At 61.5% G+C, this 24,653-nt stretch carries 25 protein-coding genes; 12 read left to right on the plus strand and 13 right to left on the minus strand.

What is annotated here, in order from left to right; genetic code table 11:
* Positions 1-118 precede the first annotated feature (118 nt).
* Positions 119-508 carry a DUF930 domain-containing protein gene (locus BLP23_RS01945; protein WP_092584226.1) on the minus strand — a complete coding sequence of 130 codons (390 nt, stop codon included), beginning with the start codon at positions 506-508 and terminating at the stop codon, positions 119-121.
* A 247-nt stretch (positions 509-755) separates the two neighbouring features.
* On the opposite strand from BLP23_RS01945, the gene BLP23_RS01950 reads away from it, so the two are divergent.
* The 3 genes from BLP23_RS01950 (at position 756) to BLP23_RS01960 (ending at position 4,789) form a co-directional block, all read left to right on the plus strand.
* Positions 756-2,864, plus strand: coding sequence for a S9 family peptidase (locus BLP23_RS01950; protein ID WP_092583310.1), 2,109 nt, complete (start codon positions 756-758; stop codon positions 2,862-2,864).
* 208 nt (positions 2,865-3,072) lie between these two features.
* Positions 3,073-3,597 (plus strand): DUF1697 domain-containing protein, encoded by a 525-nt coding sequence (locus BLP23_RS01955; protein ID WP_092583311.1) that lies wholly within the window; start codon positions 3,073-3,075, stop codon positions 3,595-3,597.
* Between the two features lie 244 nt (positions 3,598-3,841).
* The gene (locus BLP23_RS01960) at positions 3,842-4,789 is read left to right on the plus strand and encodes an IS110 family RNA-guided transposase (protein WP_092583312.1); all 948 of its coding nucleotides are present in this window, start codon (positions 3,842-3,844) and stop codon (positions 4,787-4,789) included.
* Between the two features lie 261 nt (positions 4,790-5,050).
* Here BLP23_RS01960 and BLP23_RS01965 read toward each other — a convergent pair whose 3' ends face one another.
* Positions 5,051-5,680, minus strand: a complete 630-nt coding sequence (locus BLP23_RS01965) for a TetR/AcrR family transcriptional regulator (RefSeq protein ID WP_092583313.1) — start codon at positions 5,678-5,680, stop codon at positions 5,051-5,053.
* A 208-nt stretch (positions 5,681-5,888) separates the two neighbouring features.
* Between BLP23_RS01965 and BLP23_RS01970 the strand changes: the two genes are divergently transcribed.
* From BLP23_RS01970 to BLP23_RS01980, 3 genes are all read left to right on the plus strand, one after another.
* A complete protein-coding gene (locus BLP23_RS01970) occupies positions 5,889-6,845 on the plus strand; it encodes a homocysteine S-methyltransferase family protein (RefSeq protein ID WP_092583314.1) in 957 nt (318 codons plus the stop codon).
* 6 nt (positions 6,846-6,851) lie between these two features.
* Positions 6,852-7,097: a hypothetical protein gene (locus BLP23_RS01975; RefSeq protein WP_092583315.1), complete on the plus strand. Its 246-nt coding sequence runs from the start codon at positions 6,852-6,854 to the stop codon at positions 7,095-7,097.
* 69 nt (positions 7,098-7,166) lie between these two features.
* On the plus strand, positions 7,167-8,669 hold the full coding sequence (locus tag BLP23_RS01980; protein WP_092584227.1) for a protein adenylyltransferase SelO: 1,503 nt from the start codon (positions 7,167-7,169) through the stop codon (positions 8,667-8,669).
* Between the two features lie 22 nt (positions 8,670-8,691).
* Here BLP23_RS01980 and BLP23_RS01985 read toward each other — a convergent pair whose 3' ends face one another.
* Positions 8,692-9,195, minus strand: coding sequence for a GNAT family N-acetyltransferase (locus BLP23_RS01985; protein WP_092583316.1), 504 nt, complete (start codon positions 9,193-9,195; stop codon positions 8,692-8,694).
* A 468-nt stretch (positions 9,196-9,663) separates the two neighbouring features.
* Here BLP23_RS01985 and BLP23_RS01990 point away from each other — a divergent pair, with 468 nt between their 5' ends.
* A complete protein-coding gene (locus BLP23_RS01990; protein ID WP_092583317.1) occupies positions 9,664-12,003 on the plus strand; it encodes a glucose/quinate/shikimate family membrane-bound PQQ-dependent dehydrogenase in 2,340 nt (779 codons plus the stop codon).
* A gap of 434 nt (positions 12,004-12,437) precedes the next feature.
* Positions 12,438-12,584, plus strand: a complete 147-nt coding sequence (locus tag BLP23_RS33555; RefSeq protein WP_167363819.1) for a hypothetical protein — start codon at positions 12,438-12,440, stop codon at positions 12,582-12,584.
* A gap of 69 nt (positions 12,585-12,653) precedes the next feature.
* On the opposite strand, the gene bla is transcribed toward BLP23_RS33555, so the two are convergent.
* From bla to BLP23_RS02015, 4 genes are all read right to left on the minus strand, one after another.
* Positions 12,654-13,544: a class A beta-lactamase gene (gene bla / locus BLP23_RS02000; RefSeq protein WP_092583319.1), complete on the minus strand. Its 891-nt coding sequence runs from the start codon at positions 13,542-13,544 to the stop codon at positions 12,654-12,656.
* 77 nt (positions 13,545-13,621) lie between these two features.
* Positions 13,622-14,542, minus strand: a complete 921-nt coding sequence (dmeF, locus tag BLP23_RS02005) for a CDF family Co(II)/Ni(II) efflux transporter DmeF (RefSeq protein WP_092583320.1) — start codon at positions 14,540-14,542, stop codon at positions 13,622-13,624.
* A gap of 20 nt (positions 14,543-14,562) precedes the next feature.
* Positions 14,563-14,835 (minus strand): Ni(II)/Co(II)-sensing transcriptional repressor DmeR, encoded by a 273-nt coding sequence (gene dmeR, locus BLP23_RS02010; protein WP_092583321.1) that lies wholly within the window; start codon positions 14,833-14,835, stop codon positions 14,563-14,565.
* Between the two features lie 408 nt (positions 14,836-15,243).
* Positions 15,244-17,073 carry a phospholipase D-like domain-containing protein gene (locus BLP23_RS02015; RefSeq protein WP_092583322.1) on the minus strand — a complete coding sequence of 610 codons (1,830 nt, stop codon included), beginning with the start codon at positions 17,071-17,073 and terminating at the stop codon, positions 15,244-15,246.
* A 297-nt stretch (positions 17,074-17,370) separates the two neighbouring features.
* Between BLP23_RS02015 and BLP23_RS02020 the strand changes: the two genes are divergently transcribed.
* Both BLP23_RS02020 and BLP23_RS02025 read left to right on the plus strand, forming a co-directional pair.
* Positions 17,371-17,865 carry a GNAT family N-acetyltransferase gene (locus tag BLP23_RS02020; RefSeq protein WP_092583323.1) on the plus strand — a complete coding sequence of 165 codons (495 nt, stop codon included), beginning with the start codon at positions 17,371-17,373 and terminating at the stop codon, positions 17,863-17,865.
* Positions 17,866-17,899: 34 nt separating this feature from the next.
* The gene (locus tag BLP23_RS02025) at positions 17,900-18,478 is read left to right on the plus strand and encodes a type 1 glutamine amidotransferase family protein (RefSeq protein ID WP_092583324.1); all 579 of its coding nucleotides are present in this window, start codon (positions 17,900-17,902) and stop codon (positions 18,476-18,478) included.
* A gap of 136 nt (positions 18,479-18,614) precedes the next feature.
* On the opposite strand, the gene BLP23_RS02030 is transcribed toward BLP23_RS02025, so the two are convergent.
* The 3 genes from BLP23_RS02030 to BLP23_RS02040 all read right to left on the minus strand — a co-directional run bounded on the left by BLP23_RS02030 (position 18,615) and on the right by BLP23_RS02040 (position 21,013).
* The gene (locus BLP23_RS02030) at positions 18,615-19,529 is read right to left on the minus strand and encodes a cytochrome c (RefSeq protein ID WP_092583325.1); all 915 of its coding nucleotides are present in this window, start codon (positions 19,527-19,529) and stop codon (positions 18,615-18,617) included.
* A gap of 99 nt (positions 19,530-19,628) precedes the next feature.
* Positions 19,629-20,075, minus strand: coding sequence for a c-type cytochrome (locus tag BLP23_RS02035; protein WP_092583326.1), 447 nt, complete (start codon positions 20,073-20,075; stop codon positions 19,629-19,631).
* 296 nt (positions 20,076-20,371) lie between these two features.
* A complete protein-coding gene (locus BLP23_RS02040; protein ID WP_092583327.1) occupies positions 20,372-21,013 on the minus strand; it encodes a LysE family translocator in 642 nt (213 codons plus the stop codon).
* Positions 21,014-21,140: 127 nt separating this feature from the next.
* Here BLP23_RS02040 and BLP23_RS02045 point away from each other — a divergent pair, with 127 nt between their 5' ends.
* Positions 21,141-21,836 carry a helix-turn-helix transcriptional regulator gene (locus BLP23_RS02045; RefSeq protein WP_092583328.1) on the plus strand — a complete coding sequence of 232 codons (696 nt, stop codon included), beginning with the start codon at positions 21,141-21,143 and terminating at the stop codon, positions 21,834-21,836.
* Positions 21,837-21,877: 41 nt separating this feature from the next.
* On the opposite strand, the gene BLP23_RS02050 is transcribed toward BLP23_RS02045, so the two are convergent.
* The 3 genes from BLP23_RS02050 to BLP23_RS02060 form a co-directional block, all read right to left on the minus strand.
* Positions 21,878-22,369: an anthrone oxygenase family protein gene (locus tag BLP23_RS02050; RefSeq protein ID WP_092583329.1), complete on the minus strand. Its 492-nt coding sequence runs from the start codon at positions 22,367-22,369 to the stop codon at positions 21,878-21,880.
* Positions 22,370-22,451: 82 nt separating this feature from the next.
* Positions 22,452-23,297, minus strand: a complete 846-nt coding sequence (locus BLP23_RS02055; protein WP_092584228.1) for a metallophosphoesterase — start codon at positions 23,295-23,297, stop codon at positions 22,452-22,454.
* Between the two features lie 100 nt (positions 23,298-23,397).
* Positions 23,398-24,000 carry a superoxide dismutase gene (locus BLP23_RS02060; protein ID WP_022714481.1) on the minus strand — a complete coding sequence of 201 codons (603 nt, stop codon included), beginning with the start codon at positions 23,998-24,000 and terminating at the stop codon, positions 23,398-23,400.
* Positions 24,001-24,211: 211 nt separating this feature from the next.
* On the opposite strand from BLP23_RS02060, the gene BLP23_RS02065 reads away from it, so the two are divergent.
* Complete coding sequence (locus BLP23_RS02065; protein ID WP_028739543.1) at positions 24,212-24,541, plus strand: hypothetical protein; 330 nt, start codon at positions 24,212-24,214, stop codon at positions 24,539-24,541.
* Positions 24,542-24,653 lie beyond the last annotated feature (112 nt).

A 24,653-nucleotide genomic window follows, 5' to 3' on the forward strand; every position in this document is an offset into this window, starting at 1 on the left:
ATCCCGCAGCTGGACGAATTCGGCGCCCTTGCCCTCAGATCGAAGTGCCGTCGTAAAGGGCCGCTCAACGCCCTCTTCCTCCCAATATTCTTTCGGCATCGGGAGGCCACGCCACATCTCAATCATACAAATAATACGTGCTCCACTTTTCCCGCGGCACTTTCTCGCCGATCTCGTATTGCAGCTCGCGCACGTTGATGTGCTGCGGGCCGGTGATGCAGGTGTAGGAGAGGTGGTACCAGTCGCCCTGGCTGCGGAAGACGGCGCCGGGGGCTTCGAGCTTGTCGTCGCTGGGGATCGGGTCCTTGAAGGTGTAGGCGATCACCTTGTCGGGTTTGAAGCCGGTCTTGTCCTTGTTGATGCGGCTCATCGCTTCGGTGTCGCAGCTTTGTTCGAGGCGGGTGGCGGGATCGAGTTTTTCCAGCTGCTTCTTGATCGCGGGATCGACGGCGAAGGCGCAGGAGGCAAAGCTGACGACAGACACGCACAGGACCAGACATTTCGGCATTACGGGCAAATTCCTCTTCATGCTGATGGCAGAATCCGCCCGGTCCATGGTCCTCACCCCAAGCCAAAACGAAGCGTAAATTCCGCGCGACGGTAGCGGACTTTGTTAAACAATGTGGTGACATCAAGGCAACGTGAGGAAGGCTCCGATTTGCCGCAGGGGTCCTCGCGCCTGCCTTGGCGCTTGATCCAGCCCGCCTCCACCTCTATCTCTTCTCAACCCCGCAATTGCGATCCGGAGCCTTTCCTTGTCTGTTTTTAAGAACCTGCCGACCCCGCCCTCAGCCGCCAAGAAGCCCGTTTCCGATACCCGCCACGGCATCACGCGGTCGGACGACTATGCCTGGCTGCGCGCCGATAACTGGCAGGCGATGTTTAAGGATCCATCGATCCTCGACCCCGAAATCCGCAGGCACCTGGAGGCGGAAAACGCCTATATGAACGCGGCGATGGAAGATACCAAACCGCTGCAGAAGACCCTTTTTGCCGAGATGCGCGGCCGCATCAAGGAGGACGACAGCTCGGTGCCGATGAAGGACGGCGCTCACGCCTACGGCACCTTCTTCGTGACCGGCGGCGAGCAGCCGCGCTACTTCCGGATCCCGCGCGACGGCGACGTCAAGGACGAGACGATCCGCACCGTGCTGCTCAACGGCGACAAGGAGGCGGTCGGCAAATCCTATTTCCGGCTCGCCGGCCTCGACCACTCGACCGATCACAGCCGCGCCATCTGGGGCTATGACGACAGGGGATCGGAATTCTTCACGCTGAGGGTACGTGATCTTGCGACCGGAGGAGACATGCCCGACGTGATCGAGAACACCGGCGGCGGCGGCGTCTGGGCGCCGGACGGCAAGAGCTTCTTCTATTCGGCGCTCGACGAAAACCACCGCCCCTCCAAGGTGTTCCACCACATCGTCGGCACGCAGCAGAGCGAGGACCGGCTCGTCTATGAGGAAAAGGATGCGGGCTTCTTCATGAGCGTCGGCGGCTCGCTGCTCGACGATTTCATCTTCATCGACATCCACGACCATGAGACCAGCGAATACCGGCTGCTCTCGACCAAGGATCTGACGGCCGAGCCGAAGCTCGTCGCCAAGCGCCAGGAAGGCATCGAATATACGCTGACCGAGGGCGGCGACGTCTTCTACATCCTCACCAATGACGGCGGCGCCAAGGATTTCAAGATCATGGAAGCGCCAGTTGACAATCCCGGCAAGGAGAGCTGGCGCGAGGTCGTACCTCACAAGCCCGGAACGCTGATCATCAACCACATGGCCTATGCCCGCCACCTGCTGTGGCTGGAGCGCAAGGATGGTCTGCCGCAGATTATCATCCGCGATCGCAAGACCGGCGAGGAACATGCGATCGCCTTTGCCGAGGAAGCCTATTCGCTCGGGTTGCAGGGCGCTGCCGAATACGACACCGACATCATCCGCTTCTCCTATTCGTCGATGACGACGCCCTCGCAGATCTACGACTATAACATGATGACGCGCGAGCGGACGCTGTTGAAGACACAGGAGGTACCCTCGGGCCACAATCCGGACGAGTACGTCACACGGCGCGTCTTCGCGCCGGCATGGGACGGTGAGCAGGTGCCGGTCACCCTGCTCTACCGCAAGGATACGCCGCTCGACGGCTCGGCGCCCTGCCTGCTCTATGGCTACGGCGCTTACGGCATCAGCATTCCGGCCGGTTTCAACACCAACTGCCTGTCGCTCGCCGACCGCGGCTTCGTCTATGCCATCGCCCATATCCGCGGCGGCAAGGACAAGGGCTTTGCCTGGTACGAGAATGGCAAGATGGCCTTCAAGACCAATACGTTCAAGGACTTCATCGCCGCCGCTGACTATCTGAATCAACAGAAGTTCACGTCCTACGCGAAGATCGTCGCCGAGGGCGGATCGGCAGGCGGCATGCTGATGGGCGCGGTTGCCAACATGGCGCCGGAGAAGTTCGCAGGCATCATCGCCGCCGTTCCTTTCGTCGATGTGTTGAATACCATGCTCGACGACAGCCTGCCGCTGACGCCGCCGGAATGGCCGGAATGGGGCAATCCGATCGAGAGCCGCGAGGATTATGAGCAGATCGCGTCCTATTCGCCCTACGACAACATCAGCGAGAAGGCCTATCCGCCGATCCTGGCGCTCGGCGGCCTGACCGACCCGCGCGTCACCTATTGGGAGCCGGCAAAGTGGGTCGCCAAGCTCCGCGACAAGACCACAAGCGCAGCGCCGGTCCTGCTCAAGACCAACATGGACGCCGGCCACGGCGGCGCCGCCGGCCGCTTCCAGCGGCTGGAGGAGATCGCGTTTGAGTATGCCTTTGCAATCAAGGTGGCGGGGAAGGTGTAGGCGGGAGACGGCACGGGAGTTGCCTTTCCTCATTCCCCTCCTTGCGACAGGAACCCAGCCGCGGCGCGTCTGCGCAGTGGACGACTCTCATGAAGTTTCCTGCGCCCAAGGACTTGGGCGCGCTGAACGCCTGTGACGAGCACAGGAATGACGGTTGCTGGGGTTGTCGTCTGTCCCCGGATACCAGAATGGTGAAAGGAGCAAACCCATGCCGGTCTATGTCGCGCTGCTTCGAGCTGTGAATGTCGGCGGCACGGGCGCTCTGCCGATGGCCGAGCTCAAGGCGATCTGCGAGCGGCTGGGCTTTGCGAACGTTGAGACCTACATCCAGAGCGGCAATGTGCTTTTCCGCTCGGACGAGACCGAGGCAACGGTCGAGAGGCGGCTGGACGACGCCCTGGCCAAGAATTTCGGCAAGAAGCCGGGCGTGATGATCCGCAGCCGCAAGGAACTGCAGAACATCGTCGACGAGGCGCCCTTCTCCGACGCCAAGCCGAATTTCCTGCTGGTGACCTTCCTGCCCGAGGCTGCCCCCAAGGGTGCCCTTGACAATATGGTGGCGCCGAACGGCGAGGAGGCGAAGGTCGCCGGGCGGGAGATCTACGTGCATTATCCGATCGGCTCCGGAAAATCGAAGCTCAAGCTTCCGGCGCTGAAGGCAGGAACGTCGCGCAACCTCAACACCGTGCGCAAGCTCGCCGAGATGGCGGCGGCGATGGAAGATAGTGGTTAGACGTACCGCCGAGTATTTCAAGGCTGCGCCCTGCGGGCCTGCATCTCAGGATGGAGGCTGATCGCCGGCGCCCGCGGCACTGTCCTCATCTTGTACGTTGCCGATCGTGTAGCATGCGATTGTGCGACGGGGATGCGTGTCATCCTTGGGTCTTGAACTCGTGCCTCAGCAAGCATCTCCGTCGCCATGTCTTTGCTCGAACGGTTGGTTTGGCTTCGAGCCCGCGTTGCAAGGAGGAGCAGTCATGGCTGTCCAGCAAGCTTTCATGGTCGGTATCGATGTCGCGAAAGCCTATCTCGACGTGGCCGTCGAGGGCAAACGCGCAGTTTCCCGATTTAACAATGATGCCTCAGGCTGTGCCGCGCTCACAGCCGCGGTGGCCGGTGCGGAGCTCGTCGTCGTCGAGGCGACCGGCGGTTATGAGATGGCGATCGTCAGGACGTTGATGGCCGCCGGCATTGCCGTCGCCGTCGTCAATCCCCGCCAGGTCCGCGACTTCGCCAAGGCCAGCGGCCGCCTGGCCAAGACCGACCAGGTTGACGCCCGCGTCATCCTCCACTTCGCCAGAGCGATGCGGCCGGCACAGATCCCCCATATCGACGACGGCCGCATCGCGCTTGCTGCGCTTGTCACCCGCCGCCGCCAGCTCATCGATATGGCGGTCGCCGAGAAGAACCGCCTCGAACACGCCCCTCAAGCCGTCGCAGCGCTGATTGGCGAGACCCTCGCCGCCCTCAAGGCCCAGCTCGCCCGCGTCGATGCCGCCATCGCGCTGGCCATCGAGGCCGAGCCCGATATGGCCGAACGCCGTAATCTGCTGCTCGGCGTGCCCGGCATCGGCGAGGTCAATGCCGCCGTGCTCATCGCCGAACTGCCTGAACTGGGCGCGATCGACGACAAGAAGCTCGCCGCCCTCGTCGGTGTTGCACCGATGGCTCACGACAGTGGCACCTGGCGTGGACAACGCCATATCGCCGGTGGCCGCGCCACCGTCAGATGCGCCCTCTATATGGCAACCCTGTCGGCCATCCGCTGCAGCCCGGCCATCAAGGCCTTCTACACCAGGCTGCGCGCAGCCGGCAAACCGCCGAAGGTCGCCATCGTCGCCGCCATGCGAAAACACATCATCATGATCAACACCATCCTCAGAAGGAAAATACCCTGGAAGGAGCCGCAACAACACGGTTGCTGAGGTGCCGAAGGCGAAGCCGCACGCCTTGAAGGATCACCTCCTAGGCCGCCTTGGCGATACGAATCCCGCTGAGTTCGCGCCTTTTGCCACTATCGCCCATCCCATATTCCCACATTCCTGCCTGCCACAGGCATCCAGCGCGCCCATGTCCTTCTGCGGACACATTGAAACAAGACGCCAGCCACGGCGCGGACGCGCCGTGGCTGGATCTTTGTGACAAGCACACAGATGAGGGAGAATGTGGAGGCGCTCGCGCTAGGCCTACGCCCTCAAGACCTCCACGGAAGGCTGGAACAACAGCTTGACGAAGGTCCTGAGCATCAGGATCTGCTCGGCAAGCGTGTTCGGTTCCTTGAGAGCCTTCGACAGCACGATGCCGCCTTCCAGGACGGCGGAGACCATGTCGGCGAGCTGGTCGATATGCACCGGCTCGCGCGGCGTGTACACGGCCATGATCTCTTCGAACATACCGCTGAAGCGGTGGCGCCAAGCGAGTACCGCGTTCCTGTTCGTCTCCCGTATCTCGCGGTCGAAGAGCCGTTCGTAATAGCAGACGGTGGCGACGAGGCAGCCGGGATGGCCGTTCGGCAGATCAGACAGCAGTTCCGAAAGAAGCTTGAGGCCGAGCAGGAAGGATTGCAGCGGATCGTCCACCAGATCGCGGGCGCGGCTGAAGATCTCGTCGTAGATCCGCTCGTCGTTTTCGATATAGCGGTTGAGCAGTGCTTTCGCGAGCTCGTTCTTATCCTTGAAATGATAGAAAAATCCGCTCTTGGTGATGCCGGTCTCGGCAATCAGCTCCTCGATGGAGGTACCGCCGAAACCTTTCTGGAGTACGGCCGCCTCCGCCACATCGAGAATGCGGGTTCTCGTTTCCTCGCCCTTGCGCATCAGCCCCTCCTGTACCGCCGGTACAGTTTTTCATAGCGGCGCAACGCATCACCCATGCCGCCTCATCCTCCCAACCGATTGATTTCAAACGGCAACTTTGGAAATCGTCACCAGTATACCGCAAGCTGGCTAGTTTAGCAGGCTCTAAAGGGGGAGAAATCTCACCTGGCCGATCGATCCAACGGTCAAACGAAGGGCGGAACCTGCGATGAGCAAATACAGAGATAGACTGCCGCAATTAGGCGGCGGCACATTCATCACCGACGGCGGCATGGAAACCACGCTGATCTTCCACGAAGGCATGGACCTTCCGCATTTCGCTTCCTTCGTCCTTCTCGCCTCGCCGGAAGGACGGCGAAAGCTGGAGGAATACTACCGGCGCTATCTCGATATCGCGCGGCAGCACGGCACCGGCTTCGTGCTCGACACGGCGACCTGGCGCGCTAACGCCGACTGGGGCAACCGGCTCGGCTATTCGCCGCAAGCGCTGAAGGCTGCAAACGAGGATGCCGTCGAACTGCTCGCCGGGCTGAGAGGCGAATACGAGCGGCCGCAGATGCCGATCGTCGTCAGCGGCGCGATTGGCCCGCGCGGCGACGGCTACAAAGCGGGCGCCATGAACGCTTCGGAAGCCGAGGACTACCACGGCCAGCAGATCGCGGCCTTCGCCGGGACGGCGGCGGACATGGTGACGGCCTTCACGCTCACCAATATCGACGAGGCGATCGGGGTCGCCCGCGCCGCCAAGGTCCATGGCATGCCGTCGGCGATCTCCTTTACCGTAGAAACGGACGGCAGGCTCGTGACCGGGCGCAGCATCCAGGATGCGATCGAAACGACGGATATGGCGACCGGCGGCGCGCCAGCCTATTACATGATCAACTGCGCGCACCCGACACATTTCGAGGCCGCACTCGATCATGATAGCGGTTGGGTAAAGCGAATTTACGGCATCCGCGCCAATGCCTCGATGATGAGCCATGCCGAGCTCGACGATAGCGAGACCCTGGACGCCGGCGATCCGATCGATTTCGGCAACCGCTACCGGAGGCTATTGTCCAGCATGCCGCAGTTGCGCGTGCTGGGCGGCTGCTGCGGCACCGATCACCGGCATGTCACGGCAATCTGCGAAGCCTGCCTTCCGCCGCAGGCCGTGAGCGCATGAGGTATAATGATGGTTACGATCCAACAATGGCGGCCGAGCCACATGCTCCAAGAAGCAGTGCGCTACGCTTTCAGCCACAAGCACAAGCATCAGCACGAAGCCTTCGAGCTGTTCGATGCTGGGCTGATACCCTTTGAGGGCCTCGACGGTCACCTGTTGCAGGATATCGGCATCGGCCCGAACGGGTATCATGCGCATGTCGCCGATCAGCCAACCGGGACCGACAAGCCAGGGCCGGCGCATGCTCGGTGACCGATGGCGGCAGATGTGTCCGCTGCCGTGCGGCTTGCATGCGCAGCGGCGCGGCCCTACCTATGGCCTATGACTTCTGTTCTTGAAAAAGCTGCGCCCGTACGCGCCTTTCCGTTCGACAACAGCTATGCGCGGTTGCCGCAGCACTTCTTTGCGCGGCAGGCGCCGTCGCAGGCGGCGGAGCCCTGGCTGATCAAGCTGAACGAGGAACTCGCCGTCGAACTGGGCCTCGATGTGGATTTGCTGCGACGCGAGGGTGCCGCGATCTTTTCCGGCAATCTCCTGCCGGAAGGCGCCGAACCGCTGGCCATGGCCTATGCCGGACACCAGTTCGGCGGCTTCGTGCCGCTGCTCGGCGACGGCCGCGCGATCCTGCTCGGCGAGGTGATCGACCGGAACGGCAAGCGGCAGGACATCCAGCTGAAGGGTGCAGGACAGACACCGTTCTCACGCCGCGGCGACGGGCGTGCAGCACTCGGGCCGGTGCTTCGCGAATATATCGTCAGCGAGGCGATGTATGCGCTCGGTATTCCGGCGACACGGGCGCTCGCAGCAGTTTCGACCGGCCAGCCCGTCTATCGCGAAGAGGTGCTGCCGGGTGCGGTCTTCACCCGCGTTGCGGGAAGCCATATCCGCGTCGGCACTTTCCAGTTCTTCGCGGCCCGCGGCGATGCCGAAGGCATCAAGGCACTCGCCGACTATGTAATCGAACGGCACTATCCAGGCCTGAAGGCTACCGAAAACCCATATGTTGCGCTCTACCAAGCGGTCTGCGAGCGGCAGGCGGCGCTGATTGCCCGCTGGTTGCATGTCGGCTTCATCCACGGCGTGATGAATACCGACAACATGTCGATCTCCGGCGAGACGATCGACTTCGGGCCGTGCGCCTTCATGGATGCATATGATCCGGCAACCGTCTTCTCCTCGATCGACCATCACGGTCGCTATGCCTATGCCAACCAGCCGGGCATCGGCCAGTGGAATCTTGCGCGCCTCGGCGAGACGCTGCTGCCGCTGATCGATGCGGATCAGGACAAGGCCGTCGAGCGCGCCAACGACGTCATTACGGACTATGGCAAGCGGTTCCAGGCGCATTGGCTTTCCGGCATGCGCCGCAAGATTGGGCTCGTCTCGGAAGAGGACGGTGATCTGGACCTGATCCAGTCGCTGCTGGCGCTGATGCAGGACGGAAAGGCGGATTTCACGCTGACCTTCCGGCGGCTTTGCGCGCTTGCCGGCGACGATGCCGCGGAGACGGCCTTTACCGCCAGCTTCCGCGAGCCGGAGGCCTGCGGCGAATGGCTGGCACGCTGGCGCGAGCGGCTGTCGCGCGATGCGCAATCACCGGCCGAACGCGCGGAGGCAATGCGCAAGGTCAATCCGGCCTTCATCCCGCGTAATCATCGCATCGAGCAGGCGATCGTCGCCGCGACCGACGACGGCGACTTCTCGCTCTTCGAGCAGCTGCTGACGGTTCTTTCCAAGCCCTACGACGACCAGCCGATGTTTGCGGCCTACATGGAGCCGCCGAAGCCGGAAGAGCGGGTGCTACAGACGTTTTGCGGGACGTGATATTTCCCTGCGCGGCGCCTGTTCAGACCGGCCGCGACATGAAGACTTCAGTATGAGCGATGCTGTCCGGGATCTGGCGGAACGGCAGGCAGCGTGTGAAGTCGAAGGCTTCGTAGACCGAGATCGCGTTGTTCATATAGACCGTCGTGTGGGCCACGATTGTGCGCCGATGGCCTTTTCCGACTTCAGCCAGGACCGCTCGCATCAGCGCACTGCCGATACCTTTGCCGCGGAATTCGGGATCGACGTAGAACTTGCGAATCTCCATGGTTGCGTCATCGAATGGAGCGAAGGCCAGGCATCCCGCCGGCGAGCCCTCCCATCTGGCGATGAACATCATAGCGTCCGCCGAACTGTATTTTGCGGCTAGGCTGGTCCTCGTTTCGCCGTGGTATATGGCCAGCACTTCTTCCGGAGCGACGCCGTAGGCCTGCACCTCGGCCGCATCCCATTCAGCGAGCGCATCGCAGAATTCCGCGGCAATCTCAAAATCCGCCGCACCAATCGCCCTGGAAACAGAAATCATCGCATAGTCCCCTGTATCCGATGATGCAATTGCATACCACGGCTGCGTATTTCTTGCGAGCGGGAAGCCAGGGGTTTGCGCTTGCTTCACGCTGCACGGGAGGCCAAGAAGCGGATGCTACTGGCCCTTTTTGAGAAACGTGAGCATTCCTCACTTTTTTCATTTCGATGCTTGTCACAAGGAACGAGCCACAGCGCATCTGCGCCGTGAAATGACACGCTTACAAGAAGGAGCTCCTGCGCCAGGGACATGGCGCTGCTCGATCTCTCTGACAAGCACAGGATGATGGAGAACGAGGGGATGGGGGACTATGAGGAGCGTCGCATGCGAGGCGATGTGGCCATCCATCCATGCCTCCCTGCGCCAAATGTGGCCATTGAACGACAGCCCCTTCGCCCTAAGTCGCTGATTCGGCGGAATTGTCCCCATCCCACCATGCCAAGTTCACCTTAGCGGGAGACCGGCTTTATGGCGATCGTCATTACTTCCATCCTTTTTCTTTTCATCGGACTGGTTCTTAGCGGCGGCGGGCTGTGGCTCGTGACGCTCGGCGGCAGCGTATTCTATTTGTTTGCAGGCTTGATGTTCCTTATCACCGCAGCGTTGCTTTTTATGCGCAAGGCCATGGCGCTCTGGATCTATGCGATACTGGTTGCCGTGGCGCTCATCTGGGCGGTGTGGGAAGTCGGGTTCGACTGGTGGCAGCTCGGGCCGCGCGGCGGCTTGATCATTCTGCTCGGGCTTTGGCTATTGACGCCGTGGATCCGAAGGCCGCTCGGGTTTTCGAGCCCGAGCGGCCTTCCCTACCCTGCCAATCCCTGGCCGCTCGCCGTGCCGGTGATCATCGCCATTCTTGTTGCCGGTTTTTCGATGACGACCGATCCGCATGATCTTGCCGGCGATCTTCCCAGCGAGGTCGTGGCGGCCGCGCCGCCCTTCGGCGGCAATGTGCCGGACGGCGAGTGGCATCAATATGGCCGCACGCCTTTCGGCCAGCGCTATTCGCCGCTCGACCAGATCAACAAGGACAATGTGAAGGATTTAAAGATCGCCTGGGAGTACCAGACCGGCGACGTGAAGCGGCCCGACGATATCGGCGAGACGACCTATCAGGTGACGCCGCTCAAAGTCGGCGACACGCTCTATCTTTGCACACCGCACAACTGGGCGATCGCGCTCGACGCCAAGACCGGAAAGGAGAAATGGAAATATGACGCCAATTCCGGCATGAACCCGGACCGGCAGCACCAGACCTGCCGCGGGGTGACCTACTATGCCGATCCGGCCGTCGCGGCCGGCCAGCCCTGCGCCGCACGGGTCTATCTGCCGACGTCCGATGCACGGCTGATTGCGCTCGATGCAGCTGACGGCAAAATCTGCGAAACTTTTGCCGACAAGGGCGTTCTGCATCTGGAGACCGGCATGAAATACAACCCGGCCGGCTATTATTACTCCACCTCGCCGCCGGTCGCGGTCGCCGGCAAGCTCATCATCGGCGGTGCCGTCAACGACAACTATTCGACCCAGGAGCAATCCGGCGTCATCCGCGCCTTCGACATCAACACCGGCGTACTCCTCTGGAACTGGGATTCTGGCAACCCGGATCAGACCGCGCCCCTGCCCGAAGGCCAGACCTACGTCACCAACTCGCCGAACAGCTGGTCCGTCTTCAGTGTCGATGAAGGGCTTGGCTCCGTCTATATCCCGCTCGGCAACCAGGTGCCGGACCAACTCGGCATGAACCGCAGCGCCAATGTCGAAAAGTTCTCCTCCTCCGTCGTGGCGCTCGACATCAATACGGGCCAGCTGAAATGGGTGCAGCAGTTCGTCCACCACGACCTCTGGGATATGGACGTGCCGGCGCAGCCCGTGCTCTTCGACATGACGAAGCCGGACGGCAGCGTCGTTCCGGCTCTCGTGGCCCCGACGAAGCAGGGCGACATCTACGTACTCGACCGGCGCACCGGCGAGGCGATCATTCCCTTCAAGGAAATCCCGGCGCCCGGCGGCGCGATTCCCGAAGACCATACGGCGCCGACGCAGCCGATCTCCGACCTCAGCTTCTCGCCCGATCCGCTGAAGGAAAAGGACATGTGGGGGATCACGCTGATCGACCAGCTCGCCTGCCGCATCGCCTTTCACCGCTACAAATACGAAGGCCGCTATACGCCACCTTCGTTGGAGGGAACGATCGTCTATCCGGGCAATTTCGGCACCTTCAACTGGGGCAGCGTCGCGGTCGATCCGGAGCGGCAGATCATGTTCGGCATGCCGACTTATTTGGCCTTCACCTCGAGGCTCGTTCCGGCCGCCGCGATTCCCCCGCGCGGCCAGGACGAAAAGGGCAGCGAGCAGGGCCTGAACCGCAATGACGGGGCACCTTACGGCGTGTTCATGGGACCGCTCCTCGGCCCGCTCCAAATCCCCTGCCAGGCGCCGCCATGGGGCTATGTCGCGGGCGTCGATCTCCGGACCGGCAAGATCGCCTATATGCACAAAAACGGCACCGTGCACGACATGACGCCGCTGCCGCTTCCCTTCAAGGTTGGCGTGCCCGGTATCGGCGGGCCGATACTCACCAAGGGCGGCGTCGCCTTCCTCGGCGCTGCCGTCGACAACTACCTGCGCGCCTACGACGCCACCAACGGCAACCAGCTCTGGGAAGCGCGTCTCCCAGCCGGCGGTCAGGCGACGCCGATGACTTATACGGCCAGCGACAACAAGCAATATGTCGTCATGGTTGCCGGCGGGCATGGGTCGGTGGGGACGAAGCCCGGCGATTACGTGATCGCTTATACGCTGCCGTAGGCACTACCGGGGTTGGGTGCCGCTGGGTATGCGACCTCCCACTTCAAGCCGCAAAATTCAACACCGCCTCCTTCAGCACAATCTGAAATGGAAATGAAAGCCCTGTGCATGTTTTTCCGCCCATGGTCTGCTGCAGTCTTTAAGGGTGTCTCTTGATGGAATTCGGTGGAAGCATTCGAAGCCTTCAGTCCCTATAACCGCACGGGAGCGCAATGCGTCAAACCAGAGCGGCGGCGGACTGCAGCTGGGCTATACGGCGGCTTCCATTTCCATCGACACGACGACTGCCGAGGAAACCGAGGCCGATATCGCCGACAAGAAACACCATACCGAGTCGTTCGACGGGTTGCACGGGTAAGCCGGCAAGACACCGGACACAATTATCCGCGAGCGCGGTCTCAAGGGACCCGGTATACGCGAGTGACCTTACCGCCATGCCGCCTGAGGAACGCGACGCAAGCGAAAAGCAGATTGCCGAGACGATCAAGCGCGAGCTTCCCGGCATCGACAGCGCAGACGATACCGAGAACACCGTTTCCGGGTCTCAGGCGGCCGACATCCATGGCAAACAGACCGCCTAAGTTCGCAAACTGATTCAAGACGATGCGGCGGAAAATCATATCTCCGCCGCATGCTTTTGAATTTGCTGATTATCCCGTCATGCCCGCGACGATCTTCGCGACTTCGACAAAGACGGGGTTCAACTCCTTCACCGGCGCCGTTGCCTCGGCGATATAGGTCGTCACAAGAATTGGGCCGCGGCCCTTCGGCCAGATGATGGCGATGTCAGCAGCACTACCATTATCGCCTGTTCCGGTCTTGTCGCCCACCTTCCACGCTCGCGGCAGACCGGCGCGAAGACGTGCATCGCCGGTGGTGTTCGCCAGCATCCATTCGATCAGCTTTTCGCGTGAAGGCTCCGACAGCACCGAGCCGAGCGCGAGGTTGCCGAGCGTGTCGAGCATCGCGTCCGGGGTCGTCGTGTCGCGCGGATCGCCTTTCTTGCCCTCGTTCAGCGCCGTCTCCCAGCGATCGAGGCGGGTCGCGCGGTCGCCGATCGAGCGCAGCCATTTGGTGAGCGCTTTCGGGCCTCCGACGCTTTCAAGCAATAGATTGCCGGCGGTATTGTCGCTCAGCGTAATCGCCGCCTTGCAAAGATCGCCGACGCTCATCCCCTCCCCGCCGACGTGTTTTTCCGTTTCCGGCGAATATGAGACGAGCTTTTCCTGGTTATAGATCACGCGGCGCTCGAGATTCTCCTCGCCCTTGTCGACGCGCGAAAGCACCATGGCCGAGGCGAGCACCTTGAAGGTGCTACACATCGGGAAACGTTCGGTCTCGCGATAGCCGAGCGTGACCTTTGTTTCGGTGTCGATGACGGAAATGCCGAGCCTGCCGCCGGTGCGCTTTTCAAGCTCCGCCAACCGGTGTTCAATGTCGTCATCGGTTTCAGAGGCGCGGGCGAACGAGGCAAGGGAAAGTGCGGGAAAGAGCATCGCCGTCTTCAAGATCGTGCGGCGATGGACTGGAAAATCATTCATGAAATCACTCCGGCTCAATCAACAGCCAAAGAGCTATGCCGCGATTGTGGCGCCTTGTCGTCGCCTTTGCGGCGTCATCAGGCCGCCTGCAATTGCGTGACCTCGACGGTCACGTGCGAGAGCTCGTCCAGGATTTCGAGCTTCGCCTTGTAGAAAGCAGGCTCGCGCGGCTCGGACGTCGCGACGGCGACGATCGCGGCGTGATGGCCGGGGCCAAGCTGCCAGACATGCAGGTCCGTGATGCGGTCGCTGCCGGTTTCGATCACCTTGCGGATTTCTCCTGGCAGCTCCTCGCCGTCTGCGATCGCATCGAGCAGCACGCGGCCGGAGGACTTCATCAGGCCCCAGGACCATTGCGCGATGATGAAGCCGCCGACGATGCCCATCAGCGGATCGAGCCAGAGCCAGCCGTAAAGGCTGCCGAAGGAAAGGGCCGCAATCGCGAGTACGGAGGTCAGCGCATCGGCGAGGACATGGGTGTAGGCGGCGCGTATGTTGTTGTCGACGGCTCCGCCGTGGTGATGATGGTGGCTGTGCCCGTGGTGATGGCCGTTATCCTTCAACAGCCAGGCGCTGACGAGATTGACGGCAAGGCCGATGACGGCGACGCCGATCGCCTGGGCGAAGCTGATGGGAACCGGATTGGCGATGCGCATAACGCTCTCCCAGGCCATCAGCAGTGCGATCACGGCGAGAATGATGGCGCTTGCGAAACCCGCCAGATCCCCTAGCTTGCCGGTGCCAAAGGTAAAGCGCGGATTGCGGGCCTGCTTGCGGGCATAGAGATAGGCAACGGCGGAGATCAGAAGCGCACTGGCATGCGTCGACATGTGCCATCCGTCGGCGACGAGCGCCATGGAGCCGAATATTGTGCCGGCGCCGATTTCCACGACCATCATCACCGCCGTCAGCGCGATCACGAACCAGACGCGGCGCTCGTTGCGCTGGTGGCCGGCACCCAGGAAGACATGGTCATGCTCCAGCGTTTGTGTACTCATCGCGCGCTCCTTCGCTCTCTTCAGCGGATATAGGTCCGCAGCACTTGCGAAATTTCCTCGACCGCCTCGGCGCGGGCCCTCTCGTCGGCCGCATGCAGCACGTGCTCGTGTAGGTGATCCTCCAGCACCTCGCCGGTCAACCCGTTCAGCGCGCCGCGGATCGAGGCCAGCAGCTGCAAGATGTCACCACAGGGGCGCTCGGCCTCCAGAGCGCGCTCGACGGCTTCCAGCTGGCCCTTGAGGCGGCTGACGCGGGCGATGAGCTTTTTGCTGTGACGGCTGGTGTGCGACAAGGGTTTCCGCCATTTTTAGTATAGGGGGGTATAGTATATGCAGCGACAGCGAAAGGGAAGTGTATCTTTGGTTTCCATGTGATGTTCGACGTGCGGAACGGCAAAGACCGCGTTGCTGACCGGCGCTGCCTCGTCCTTCCCGCCCTCATTCCCGTCCTTTGTGAAAGGAATGCGGAGCGTATGGGATGGCTTTCTGCTGGCAAAAGGCACGCATTCAACGGATCCATGCCGCCACGGCGGCGGCGAGGGGGTGATCCTTCGGGGCCCTGAGCCTTCGTTTTCGGGCATCTCAGGATGTGGGCCGATGCAAGCCCGCAGGGCGCAGCCTCGAAGGACGAGGCGGGTGATGGGGTGCGGTTTTCTTTACGTCCCCATCAACCGGCTTGATGAGCCCGCGGCTTGGGAACGCTACAACGTCTTCGCACCCGCCATCTTGGTGAACACCTGCACGCGCTTCCAGCGCAGCGTGCCGGGCTTGTATTTCTTCAGCCACTCCTGGGTCTCGCTCTCGTCCAGGAAGAGGCTCGCACTGGTGTCGGCCGAGGCATTCGCTTGGCCATCGCTCCGCCCGGCCATGACCTCCTGGATCGAGCGGAAATAATAGTGGTTGAAGAGCCGGTTGAACTCGGTGAAGTAGATGTCGGCCACGCGTTCGCTGCCGCGGATCAGCAGCATATTCTCGTCGTTGTCGTTGGTGGAAGCTTCTGAAAAATTCGCCGAACCGGACACGACGATCGGGTCGGCGCCGAGCGGGTCCTTCAACAGAAATTTCGAGTGGACGTAAGCCACATGCTGGTTGAGCCCGAGCGCCCGGGCATTGGTTTCCCTCGTCCACTGGTAGACCGGATCGCGCAGGAACGATCCCCAGGCCTGATAGACGTTGTGTTTCGCATTCAGCGGCACGAAGGGATCGCTGGCACGGGGATTGGGCTTGTCCTGCTTTTCCAAGAGCAGGAAGATCACGGGGCGCTGCGGCATCTCTGCTTCCGTGTTGTCGACCAGCGCCGTCTTGAATTTCTTGCCGATGCCGAACGCAAGCGTGATGCCGCCGTAATCGGTAGAGGAATCGAGTGCGTCGACATACATGTCGAGCACCTTGCTTCCTGACCGCGGGCTGAAGACGCTCGATACGCCTTTCGGAATATTCTCCCAGTCCACCGGAATCGGCGCCAGCCCCATCACGGCTTCGCGATAGGCCTTGCGCTTGGCATCGGATAAGGCTCTGCTTTCGCCCTCAACTGCGCCCGGATCGCTTTCGAGCGTCTTCCAGTAAGCCTCAAAGGCCGCAGCAACATCCGAATTGCGCACCCAATGGCCGACATTCGTCTGCCCGTGGATGCCGCCCGGCGACATGTTGGTCGAGCCTGTCCAGACTTCCGCCGGCTTCTGCGCAGCACCTTTCAGCAGGACCAGGAACTTGTTGTGCTGGATGTTGTTCGGATTGTTTTCCCGCCAGCGGGCAATCGTCGTCGCCGGAAGCCCGGCGTCCTTGACCATAGCCTTGTTGTCCTCGCGCGGAAAGCTCGGATGGAACTTGCCCTTGCTGTCGGTGTGTTCATTGATCTTCGCGTCGAGGATGAGCTTTACCACGACGCCACGATCGATGGCGGCCTTCAGGCGCTCGGCGACCGGCAGATAACGGAATTCGTAGAAGCATCCGAGGAGGGTGTCGCCGGCCTGCGCCTGATCGATGAACCTGAAAAGCGCCTCGTCGAGGTCGCGGCTCAGCCACTGCATCGCTTCAAGACGCTTCTCCGCCGGCTGCAGATCGTCAGGCTTTTCGTTGCCGAAGCGGCGTTGATAGGCCTGGCTGCTGGCAACCCCGCGGTTGAAGAAGATATCGTGCTCAAGCTCCGTAAAGAGCGGCTCAGTCCTGACCACGATCTTCACCAGCGGCGCGTTGCGATCGATGTTCTTCGGCTTGCCTTTCAGCGGATGGAAGAAATATTCGTATCGACGGTCGGGCTTTGCCGTGAAGTCGTCCCAGACGAAACTCTGCACGGGGTGATCGTAGGTCGTGACGACCGTTTTGTCGTCCGGCTGCGGGATGACGCTTGCGAAGACCTTCATGCCATACACGAAATAGCGCTGGTTTTCGGTGGGGTCGTAACGCTCGACCGCGAAACCGAGCAGGCCTTTCGTATCGGCATTTTGGTAGTCGACGGCGAATGAGACGGTGTTGACACCGGTGACCGCAAAAATGCGATATCCTTCAACTTCCTTGGAAACGAAACGCATGATGCCCCTCCATAAAAGCGTTCGTCTGGAATGTCGGATCGTCTACATAAGGCTGCAGCGCCACGCTAAACAACTTAACAGATAGTATGCACGATTGATGACGCCCCATTGACAAATCGCGCGTTCTGGAGAATCTATCGCGCATGATCAACAACGCGCACATCACCAGCACGTATTTTTGGCTGTACCTGTAAAGGGCGGCCGGACAGATCATATTGTCAACAAGCCGCCGTCAGGCGGCTTTGTTGTAATCGGCAGCGTCCTGACGGCAGAATACCAAACAAGGACGCGAAGGCCATGATTGCAACCGAAGACAGCGAAATTTCATTGATCCGCCCCCCGGTGGTGACGATCCGCACGGCAAAGCCGCGGGACCTGCCGGCCATCAACGAGATGATCGCCCTGCTTGCCGCCCATCACGGCGATGCGGCGATCGCCACGCCCGATCAGCTGGAACGCGACCTTTTCGGCCCGGTTCCGTGGATCACGGCGCTGGTGGCCGAAACCGGCGACGGGCTGATCGGTTACGCTATCCTGGTGCCGCTCTACAGGGCGCAGGAAGGCAAGCGTGGCATGGACCTGCACCACCTCTTCGTGCGCGACGGCCATCGCGGCCACGGCATCGGCCAGCACCTCGTCAACCGCGCCCGCGAAACCGCGAGGAATGCCGGCTGCGACTACCTTTCGGTGAGTGCGGCGACCGGAAACATCCAGGCACATCGTTTCTACCAGCATATGGACTTCACCCCTCGCCCGGTCACCGGCATGCGCTATATGCAGGCGCTGGCTTGAGCGCCAGCCGCTCCAACGAACGAGGGAGAGACACATGACACGGCTTGCTGTGGTTCTGACGGAGGCTTTCGCGGACTGGGAGGTCGGGCAGCTGACGGCTTCCGCCCGCACCGAATTCGGCTTCGACGTGGTGACGGCGGCGCCCGGTGGCACCGAGGTGCAGTCCATGGGCGGCCTGCGGGTGACGCCCGATACAGCGGCCGAAACGCTGCGGGCCGAGGCTTTCGACGGCCTGGTGCTTTGCGGCGGCATGATCTGGGAGACCGAGAAGGCGCCGGATCTAAAGCCCGTCATCGACGATTTCTTGGCCCGCGGCAAACTGGTTGCGGGGATCTGCGGCGCAACGCTGGCGCTTGCCAAGGCGGGCGCGCTGAACAATGCGGCGCATACCAGCAATGCCTTGCGTTTCATCGCCGACCTGCCCGGCTATTCCGGGCATGCGCATTACAAGGACGCGCCGGCGGCGGTGCGCGACGGGATGCTCGTCACCGCCCCCGGTTCCGCCCCCACCACCTTTGCCGCCGAAATCTACCGGGCCCTCGACTTCCGCAATGAGGATCTCGACCAGTATCTTTTAATGTTTGGCGCGGAGCACCAGCCGAAGGCGGCGTGAGGCTCAGGCGGCCGGCTTTCCGGCTCCCGACAGTATCTCTTGCGCCCACTGGTTGAGGCTCTTGCCGCAAGTTCTGCGGCCTTTGGCGCGCGTGCATGGATTTCGGGATCGACGCGGAACAGTCATATTGCAATCATCATCGGCTCGGCACCGCCTTCAAATACGCGGCGATCGCTTCGAGATCGCTTTTCGGCAGATGCGCGAGACTCCGCTGGACCTCGGCCATCGAGCCGCCGGCGGTGTCGAAATCGGGGGTGAAGCCGGTTTCGAGGTAGTTGGTGATATCGGCCTCGCTCCAGGAACTGATGTCCTTGGAGCCCGGGGTGATGTTCGGGATACGACCACGGCCTTCCGGATTCGGAGCGCCTGCGAGCCACATATCCGGCTCGAAGCCGCCGAGCGCGTCACGCGGCGTATGGCATTCGCCGCAATGGCCGGGGCCTTCGACGAGATACCGGCCGCGCTTCAGCTTGTCGTCGGCGTTGGCGAGCACGATACGGGGCGCGTCGTTGAAATAGAGGAGCTTCCAGCCGCCAAGCGCGAGCCGGATATCATAGGGGAACGGCAATTGGTGCGGCGGCGCGACTTTGTCGCTTTTGGGCAACGTCTTGATGTAGCCGAAAAGATCGTTGACGTCCTTGTCGCTCATGCGCGTATAGGAGCCATAGGGGAAGGACGGATAGAGGTGCTGGCCTCCGGGGGCGATGCCGCGCTTCATGGCATTGCCGAATTCGGCAAGCGTCCAGGAGCCGATGCCCGCCTTCTCGTCCGGCGAGACATTCGGAACATGGAAAGTGCCGAAGGGACTCTTCAGCGCAAGACCGCCGGATAGCGTGAGCTTGGCATCGCCTTCGGAACCGGGAGCGGCATGACAGCCGACGCAGCCGCCCGCCCAGAACACCGTTTCGCCGTTCTTCACATCCGGCGCGCCGAGATTGGCCCAATGACTTTCCGGCAGCGGATTCGGCGCGGTGACAAAATAGAAGGCCGCACCGCCGAGGGCGACAATGCCGACAAGACAGAGCACAAACCGGATGAACCTGCGGACCATGCCGCTCCCCTTTTCAGCGACTGCAACGGTCTAAGATAAACCGGTCCACACCTGCGGCAAGGCGGGCGCGGAGCGATTCGGATGGGGGACGACTACCGCTTAATCCGTCTTTATGCGGTAATTCTCATGACAGCCGCCGCAATTGGCGCCGAGCGTTTTCAACGCGCCGCCGACACCGGCAGCGTCGGCCGGAAGCTGCGCGAGGATCTTCTCGGCGTCGCTGCTAAGCTTTGCGGCGCGCGCTTTGAAGTCATCCATGTTTTCCCAGATCTTCGGGCTCGCCGCCTTGTCGCCGGTTTCCGTGCCCGGCTTGAACTGGTCGGGGAAGACCTTGGCGGTTTCAGAGATCGTCGTCAGCGCTGCCTTCACCACCTCGGCATCATAGGGCTTTTCGCCCTTGGCGATTGCCGTCATGGCGCCGGCCGAGCCGCCGACCTTCTTCATCAGCGCTTCGCGCGCTTCATGCGTGCCCTCCTGCTGCGCGAAGACCGCTGTCACCCCCATGCCGGCAACGAGCACAGCCGCCGCAATTGTTTTGAATTTCATATGTCCACTCCTCTTCGATACCGAGGCCTCTCCGAGCCCGGCGCCTGATATTCGCGGCCGCATGATGGCAAATTTATACCGGGCGCGAAGTAACAAGTGGGTGATATGACAAGGAATTCAAAATGGTAATCCACCCGCAATCCCACTGTGCCAGTTCCAGCAGCGCCATTTCCATGGCGCGGGAGACTCGTTGGAGAAGGAGGGGTCATTCACGGCGCGTCGGCGCCGTGGCTGAATTTCCGTGACAGGCACAGCAATAAGACGCGCTCGGTCAAGTCTCGCTACCTATCTGCCCCTCACACTGCCACCGCCTTCCAGCCATGCCAGGCAGTCAGCAGCGAGACGGCGATCAGCAGTGCTCCGGCGGCGCGGCCGACGATGATGGTGGCGCCGGGATTGGAGATCAGCAGCGTTCGGCTTCGCGAGGCGGTGAGCGCCACTGCGCCATAGATCGCGAATTGGGTCGCGAGCGTCATGGCGCCCATGATAAGGCCCTGCAGCCAGATCGGCCCGTAGACGGGTTTGAGGAACTGCGGATAAACAGCGAGCATGAAGAGGTAGGCCTTCGGATTGATGAGGCAGGTGATCGCGCCCTGCCGGAAGGCGCGCCAGCCGGAGCGAAGGGTCCCCTCGCCGACCGTATCCACCGTAATCGAGCTGCGGATCAGCGTGAAGCCGATCCAGATCATGTAGGCAGCGCCCAGGAAAAGCAGCGGGTTGAAGAGCGAAGGCAGCAGGCTCGCGAGGATGCCAACGCCGATTGCGCCGTAGAGAGAATGCACCGCGCCACCCGCCATGATTCCTGCCGTTGCCGCCATACCGCGGCTCCTGCCGCCGGTCAGAGAATTGGCGAGCACGAAGAGCATGTCCATGCCCGGCACGATGATGATGCCGAAGAGAAGGGTGAAGTAGAGCCAGAGGTTTTCCGTGTAAGTCATGTCAGTTGTCTGCCTTCGAGCCGGTAGCCATGTTGGCGGACCGCCTTTGATTTCAATTCGATAGGAGGTGCTATACCAAAGCCCAACTGACAGTGTATTGTCAGGAGCCTTGGAGGAGACCGGTAAAATGCGCAAGGCGTCACGCCTTTTCGAGATCATCCAGATCGTGCGGTTGGCAAAGAAACCGGTGACGGCGCAGGCGATGGCGGACGCGCTGGAAGTGACGGTGCGCTCCATTTATCGCGATATCGCCGCACTACAGGCGATGCACGTGCCGATCGAGGGCGGTCGCGGCATCGGTTATATCATGCGCCCCGGCTTCGACCTGCCGCCGCTGATGTTTTCTATCGAGGAGTTGGAGGCGATCGTGTTGTCGCTTGCACTCTTGGAGCGCACCGGCGACGCGGAGCTGAAGCAGGCGGCAAAGCGGGTGAACCAGAAGATCGCAGGCGCAGTGCCGGTACCGCTGCGCCAGGCGATGGAGAACAAGGCGCTCTTTGCCTGGGGCACCATCGCGCAGCCGCCTGCGGGCTTCGATCTCGGCATGGTGCGCCGGGCGATCCGCGACGAGCAGAAGCTGGCGCTTAACTACCGCGACGAACTGGGACGCGCCACCGAGCGCACCATCCGCCCGATCGCGCTGATCTACTATTCACACTACGCCAATATCGTCGGCTGGTGCGAACTGCGCCGGGCCATCCGTAATTTCCGCAGCGACCGCGTCGAACATTGCGAAGCGGCCGGCGCCTTCTTCCGGGGCGAAGGCGACGGGTTGCGCGAAGAATGGATGACCAGCTGGGCGGAAAGACCGCTTGCCGTCTGATCCAAACGCTGAAACATGGCAAGGCTCTGCCCTGCGATGTGTCAGGCTGCGACGCCGGCAACGAGCAGGATCAGGCTGACCAGGCCGAAGACGGCGCGCAGAAGATGGGAGCGCTCCCAGCGGTCGCGCAGGACGGTCCAGTCCGGCGCTTCGGCCTCCGCATGGGATCTGAAGCTGAAAAAGCGTTTCCTGGCTCCTTCCGGCTGATTTTCCTTAAGCCAGAAATTGTTTACCGGATGCGTCACCATCCAATAGATCGCATGCATGGCGAGCAGTGCCACGAAAGCGCCGGCGGTCAGCCAGTAGGTGCCGCTGAAGGGCGGCGTCAGCACGATCAGCGCCAGGATCATGATCAGGCCGAGCGGCTCGGCGACACCGCCGAAGGTAAAGCCGGGATAGTAGATGGGCTGCACGGCAAGGTAGTTCTCCTTCGACAGCCGCATCTTGCCCGGCAGCTCGAGCGCATGGGCAAGGGCCGATGCCATAGCGACGGCGACGACGAGAACAGTCAGTATTTCAAGAGCCTGGAACATCGGTATGGCCTCCTGAAGGGTCTCATGCCTAACTTTTCAGAAGAGGCATCGGTTTCCATCGGGCGGATAACCGTTGCCGGCACTACAGCAGCAGCGTGCGGCTTTCCTCGCGGCCGAAACCGCGGATTTCGAGGCGGTCTTCGAAGACCTCGATGATGGCGAAGGTGTTTTCCGTTTCGGTGTCGACCATGCCCTTGAAATTGACGAAGTGGCAGCCGCCGGTCTTGCCGTAGTTGCCAACGTGGTTGTGGCCGCAGAAATAGGCAACGGCGCTGTCATGGCCGGAGATGAGATCGATAATGCGTTCGCGGTCCCACATGTCGTGCTCGTTCGGCGGATAGACCGGATAGTGGTTCATCACGATTACGCGCTCGCGGGCGGCTTCTGCCGCATCCAGTTCGGCCGCAAGCCATGCGAACTGCTCGTCGCTCAGTGATGCATTCCAGCGATGGGCGTTGATTGCGCCCGTCGCCGCCAGCGCCGCCAGACGCTCGGCCGCAAGTTCGCGGTATGGATGTCCGTCCGGCGGAGCGGACGTGCTGACTTCGTTGCCGTTCAAAACGACGAAACGCCAGCCATGGCACGAGAAGGCGTAATAGGGCGACGGCAGACCGACGCGTGCGGAAACAGAGGCAAGATGCTCCGCAGGGACCGCGAAATCGTGATTGCCAAGCAGGAAGAGGTTCTCGTGGCGGAGCTTTTCGTAGACCGGCAGGATATCGTCGAAGCTCTCCCAAATCCCGTCGATGAGATCGCCGAGCGTCATCACGAAGCTCAGCTCCTCGCCGTTGAAAACCTCGATCGCTTCGGCGAGCTTCGCGAGGCTGTTGGCATAATAGCGGTCCATCGCGGCATTCGGCGCGATCGCTGCATATTGCGGGTCGGCAATGATGCCGAAGCGGAAAAGGAGAGTGTCCGAGGAAGGCATGGCGGTTGCTTTAAGAGCATCGGATAACAGGGCCGGAGCGAAAACGAAAACACCCGGCGTTTGAAGGCGCCGGGTGCTGGATTTCAACGCGATAGACCGCTTACTTGGTGGCGGCTTCGTAACGCTCCAGGACGTAGTCCCAGTTGATCAGGCTGTCGATGAAGGCTTCGAGGTACTTCGGGCGGGCGTTGCGGTAGTCAATGTAGTAGGAATGCTCCCAGACATCGACGCCGAGGATCGGGGTGGCGCCGTGCACGAGCGGGTTTTCACCGTTCGGGGTCTTGGAGATTTCGAGCTTGCCGTTCTTGACGGAAACCCAGGCCCAGCCCGAGCCGAACTGCGTTGCGCCGGCATTGGCGAAATCGGCCTTGAACTTGTCATAGCCGCCTAGGTCGGAGTTGAAGGCCGCCTCCAGTTTGCCCGGCAGCTTGTTGCCGCCGCCGCCCTTCTTCATCCACTTCCAGAAATGGACGTGGTTGTAGTGCTGGGCCGCGTTGTTGAACAGGCCGGCATTGGTGCCGAAGGACTTCTTTACGACCTCTTCGAGCGAGAGATCGGCCAGGCCTGCTTCAGCCGCCAGCTTGTTGCCGTTGTCGACGTAAGCCTTGTGGTGCTTGTCGTGGTGGAACTCCAGCGTCTCCTTCGACATGAAAGGTGCGAGAGCTTCGTAGTCGTACGGGAGTGCGGGCAATTCGAAAGCCATTGTAGATCTCCTCTTGGCAATAGATTGCGGGATCGGCAGGTGAGGCGGAACATAGGAGCGGAAACGTAGGGAGGCAACGGTGGAAACATCAAAAAACGGCCGCCTCCGAGGAAAATTTGCCTCGCCCGCAGGCCTGGCCTCGGTGACAAAAATCGCCCATCATCGGCATATAACCGCGCTTCCGGCAAACACCACGCCCAAGGGAACCAAGATGCAGAGGAATAATATCCGCCTTTCCGCAACGATCCTCCTTTTTATGACGGCAGGACGTGCACTCGCCTCCTCCGACGAGGCATGGAAGGAATTTGCCGCGGACGTGGAGGCCAAGTGCAGGCAAGCGGCGGCCGCATCCATCGCGGATGCAAGGGCGGTCGTCGATCCGATCGGCAGCGCGCATTATGGGCTGGCGCTGGTAACCGGCAGGCCGAAAGGCGCCAACGGCTTCGTCACCCATATCTGTGTCTACGATAAGCAATCGAAAGGCGCGGAAATCGGCAGCGAACTGGACACGCAGACGCTCAACCTGCTGCCGGAAGAGTAAGGTCCGGCGCCTGCCCTGGCATACCTCCTGCGGCGTAAGCGATCCGCTGCTTTTGCGGGCCTTGTTTTCGCCGGGATTTTAATGGTTTCTTAAGAGGATACCACTGGGAGGA

This window comes from Rhizobium mongolense subsp. loessense (assembly GCF_900099775.1).
In the GTDB taxonomy this organism is placed as follows: Bacteria; Pseudomonadota; Alphaproteobacteria; order Rhizobiales; family Rhizobiaceae; genus Rhizobium; species Rhizobium loessense.

Excerpts from the sequence above, each read along its gene's own strand:
- BLP23_RS02065 (WP_028739543.1), top strand. The coding sequence starts at position 24,212 with ATGCAGAGGAATAATATCCGCCTTTCCGCAACGATCCTCCTTTTTATG.
- BLP23_RS01970 (WP_092583314.1), top strand. The coding sequence starts at position 5,889 with ATGAGCAAATACAGAGATAGACTGCCGCAATTAGGCGGCGGCACATTC.
- BLP23_RS01945 (WP_092584226.1), bottom strand. The coding sequence starts at position 508 with ATGCCGAAATGTCTGGTCCTGTGCGTGTCTGTCGTCAGCTTTGCCTCC.
- dmeF (WP_092583320.1), bottom strand. The coding sequence starts at position 14,542 with ATGAGTACACAAACGCTGGAGCATGACCATGTCTTCCTGGGTGCCGGC.
- BLP23_RS01980 (WP_092584227.1), top strand. The coding sequence starts at position 7,167 with ATGACTTCTGTTCTTGAAAAAGCTGCGCCCGTACGCGCCTTTCCGTTC.
- BLP23_RS02030 (WP_092583325.1), bottom strand. The coding sequence starts at position 19,529 with ATGGTCCGCAGGTTCATCCGGTTTGTGCTCTGTCTTGTCGGCATTGTC.
- BLP23_RS01985 (WP_092583316.1), bottom strand. The coding sequence starts at position 9,195 with ATGATTTCTGTTTCCAGGGCGATTGGTGCGGCGGATTTTGAGATTGCC.
- BLP23_RS02015 (WP_092583322.1), bottom strand. The coding sequence starts at position 17,073 with ATGCGTTTCGTTTCCAAGGAAGTTGAAGGATATCGCATTTTTGCGGTC.
- BLP23_RS01955 (WP_092583311.1), top strand. The coding sequence starts at position 3,073 with ATGCCGGTCTATGTCGCGCTGCTTCGAGCTGTGAATGTCGGCGGCACG.
- BLP23_RS02040 (WP_092583327.1), bottom strand. The coding sequence starts at position 21,013 with ATGACTTACACGGAAAACCTCTGGCTCTACTTCACCCTTCTCTTCGGC.
- BLP23_RS02060 (WP_022714481.1), bottom strand. The coding sequence starts at position 24,000 with ATGGCTTTCGAATTGCCCGCACTCCCGTACGACTACGAAGCTCTCGCA.
- BLP23_RS01960 (WP_092583312.1), top strand. The coding sequence starts at position 3,842 with ATGGCTGTCCAGCAAGCTTTCATGGTCGGTATCGATGTCGCGAAAGCC.
- bla (WP_092583319.1), bottom strand. The coding sequence starts at position 13,544 with ATGAATGATTTTCCAGTCCATCGCCGCACGATCTTGAAGACGGCGATG.
- BLP23_RS33555 (WP_167363819.1), top strand. The coding sequence starts at position 12,438 with ATGCCGCCTGAGGAACGCGACGCAAGCGAAAAGCAGATTGCCGAGACG.
- BLP23_RS01990 (WP_092583317.1), top strand. The coding sequence starts at position 9,664 with ATGGCGATCGTCATTACTTCCATCCTTTTTCTTTTCATCGGACTGGTT.
- BLP23_RS02035 (WP_092583326.1), bottom strand. The coding sequence starts at position 20,075 with ATGAAATTCAAAACAATTGCGGCGGCTGTGCTCGTTGCCGGCATGGGG.
- BLP23_RS01965 (WP_092583313.1), bottom strand. The coding sequence starts at position 5,680 with ATGCGCAAGGGCGAGGAAACGAGAACCCGCATTCTCGATGTGGCGGAG.
- BLP23_RS02025 (WP_092583324.1), top strand. The coding sequence starts at position 17,900 with ATGACACGGCTTGCTGTGGTTCTGACGGAGGCTTTCGCGGACTGGGAG.
- BLP23_RS02050 (WP_092583329.1), bottom strand. The coding sequence starts at position 22,369 with ATGTTCCAGGCTCTTGAAATACTGACTGTTCTCGTCGTCGCCGTCGCT.
- BLP23_RS01975 (WP_092583315.1), top strand. The coding sequence starts at position 6,852 with ATGATGGTTACGATCCAACAATGGCGGCCGAGCCACATGCTCCAAGAA.
- BLP23_RS02045 (WP_092583328.1), top strand. The coding sequence starts at position 21,141 with ATGCGCAAGGCGTCACGCCTTTTCGAGATCATCCAGATCGTGCGGTTG.
- BLP23_RS02055 (WP_092584228.1), bottom strand. The coding sequence starts at position 23,297 with ATGCCTTCCTCGGACACTCTCCTTTTCCGCTTCGGCATCATTGCCGAC.
- BLP23_RS02020 (WP_092583323.1), top strand. The coding sequence starts at position 17,371 with ATGATTGCAACCGAAGACAGCGAAATTTCATTGATCCGCCCCCCGGTG.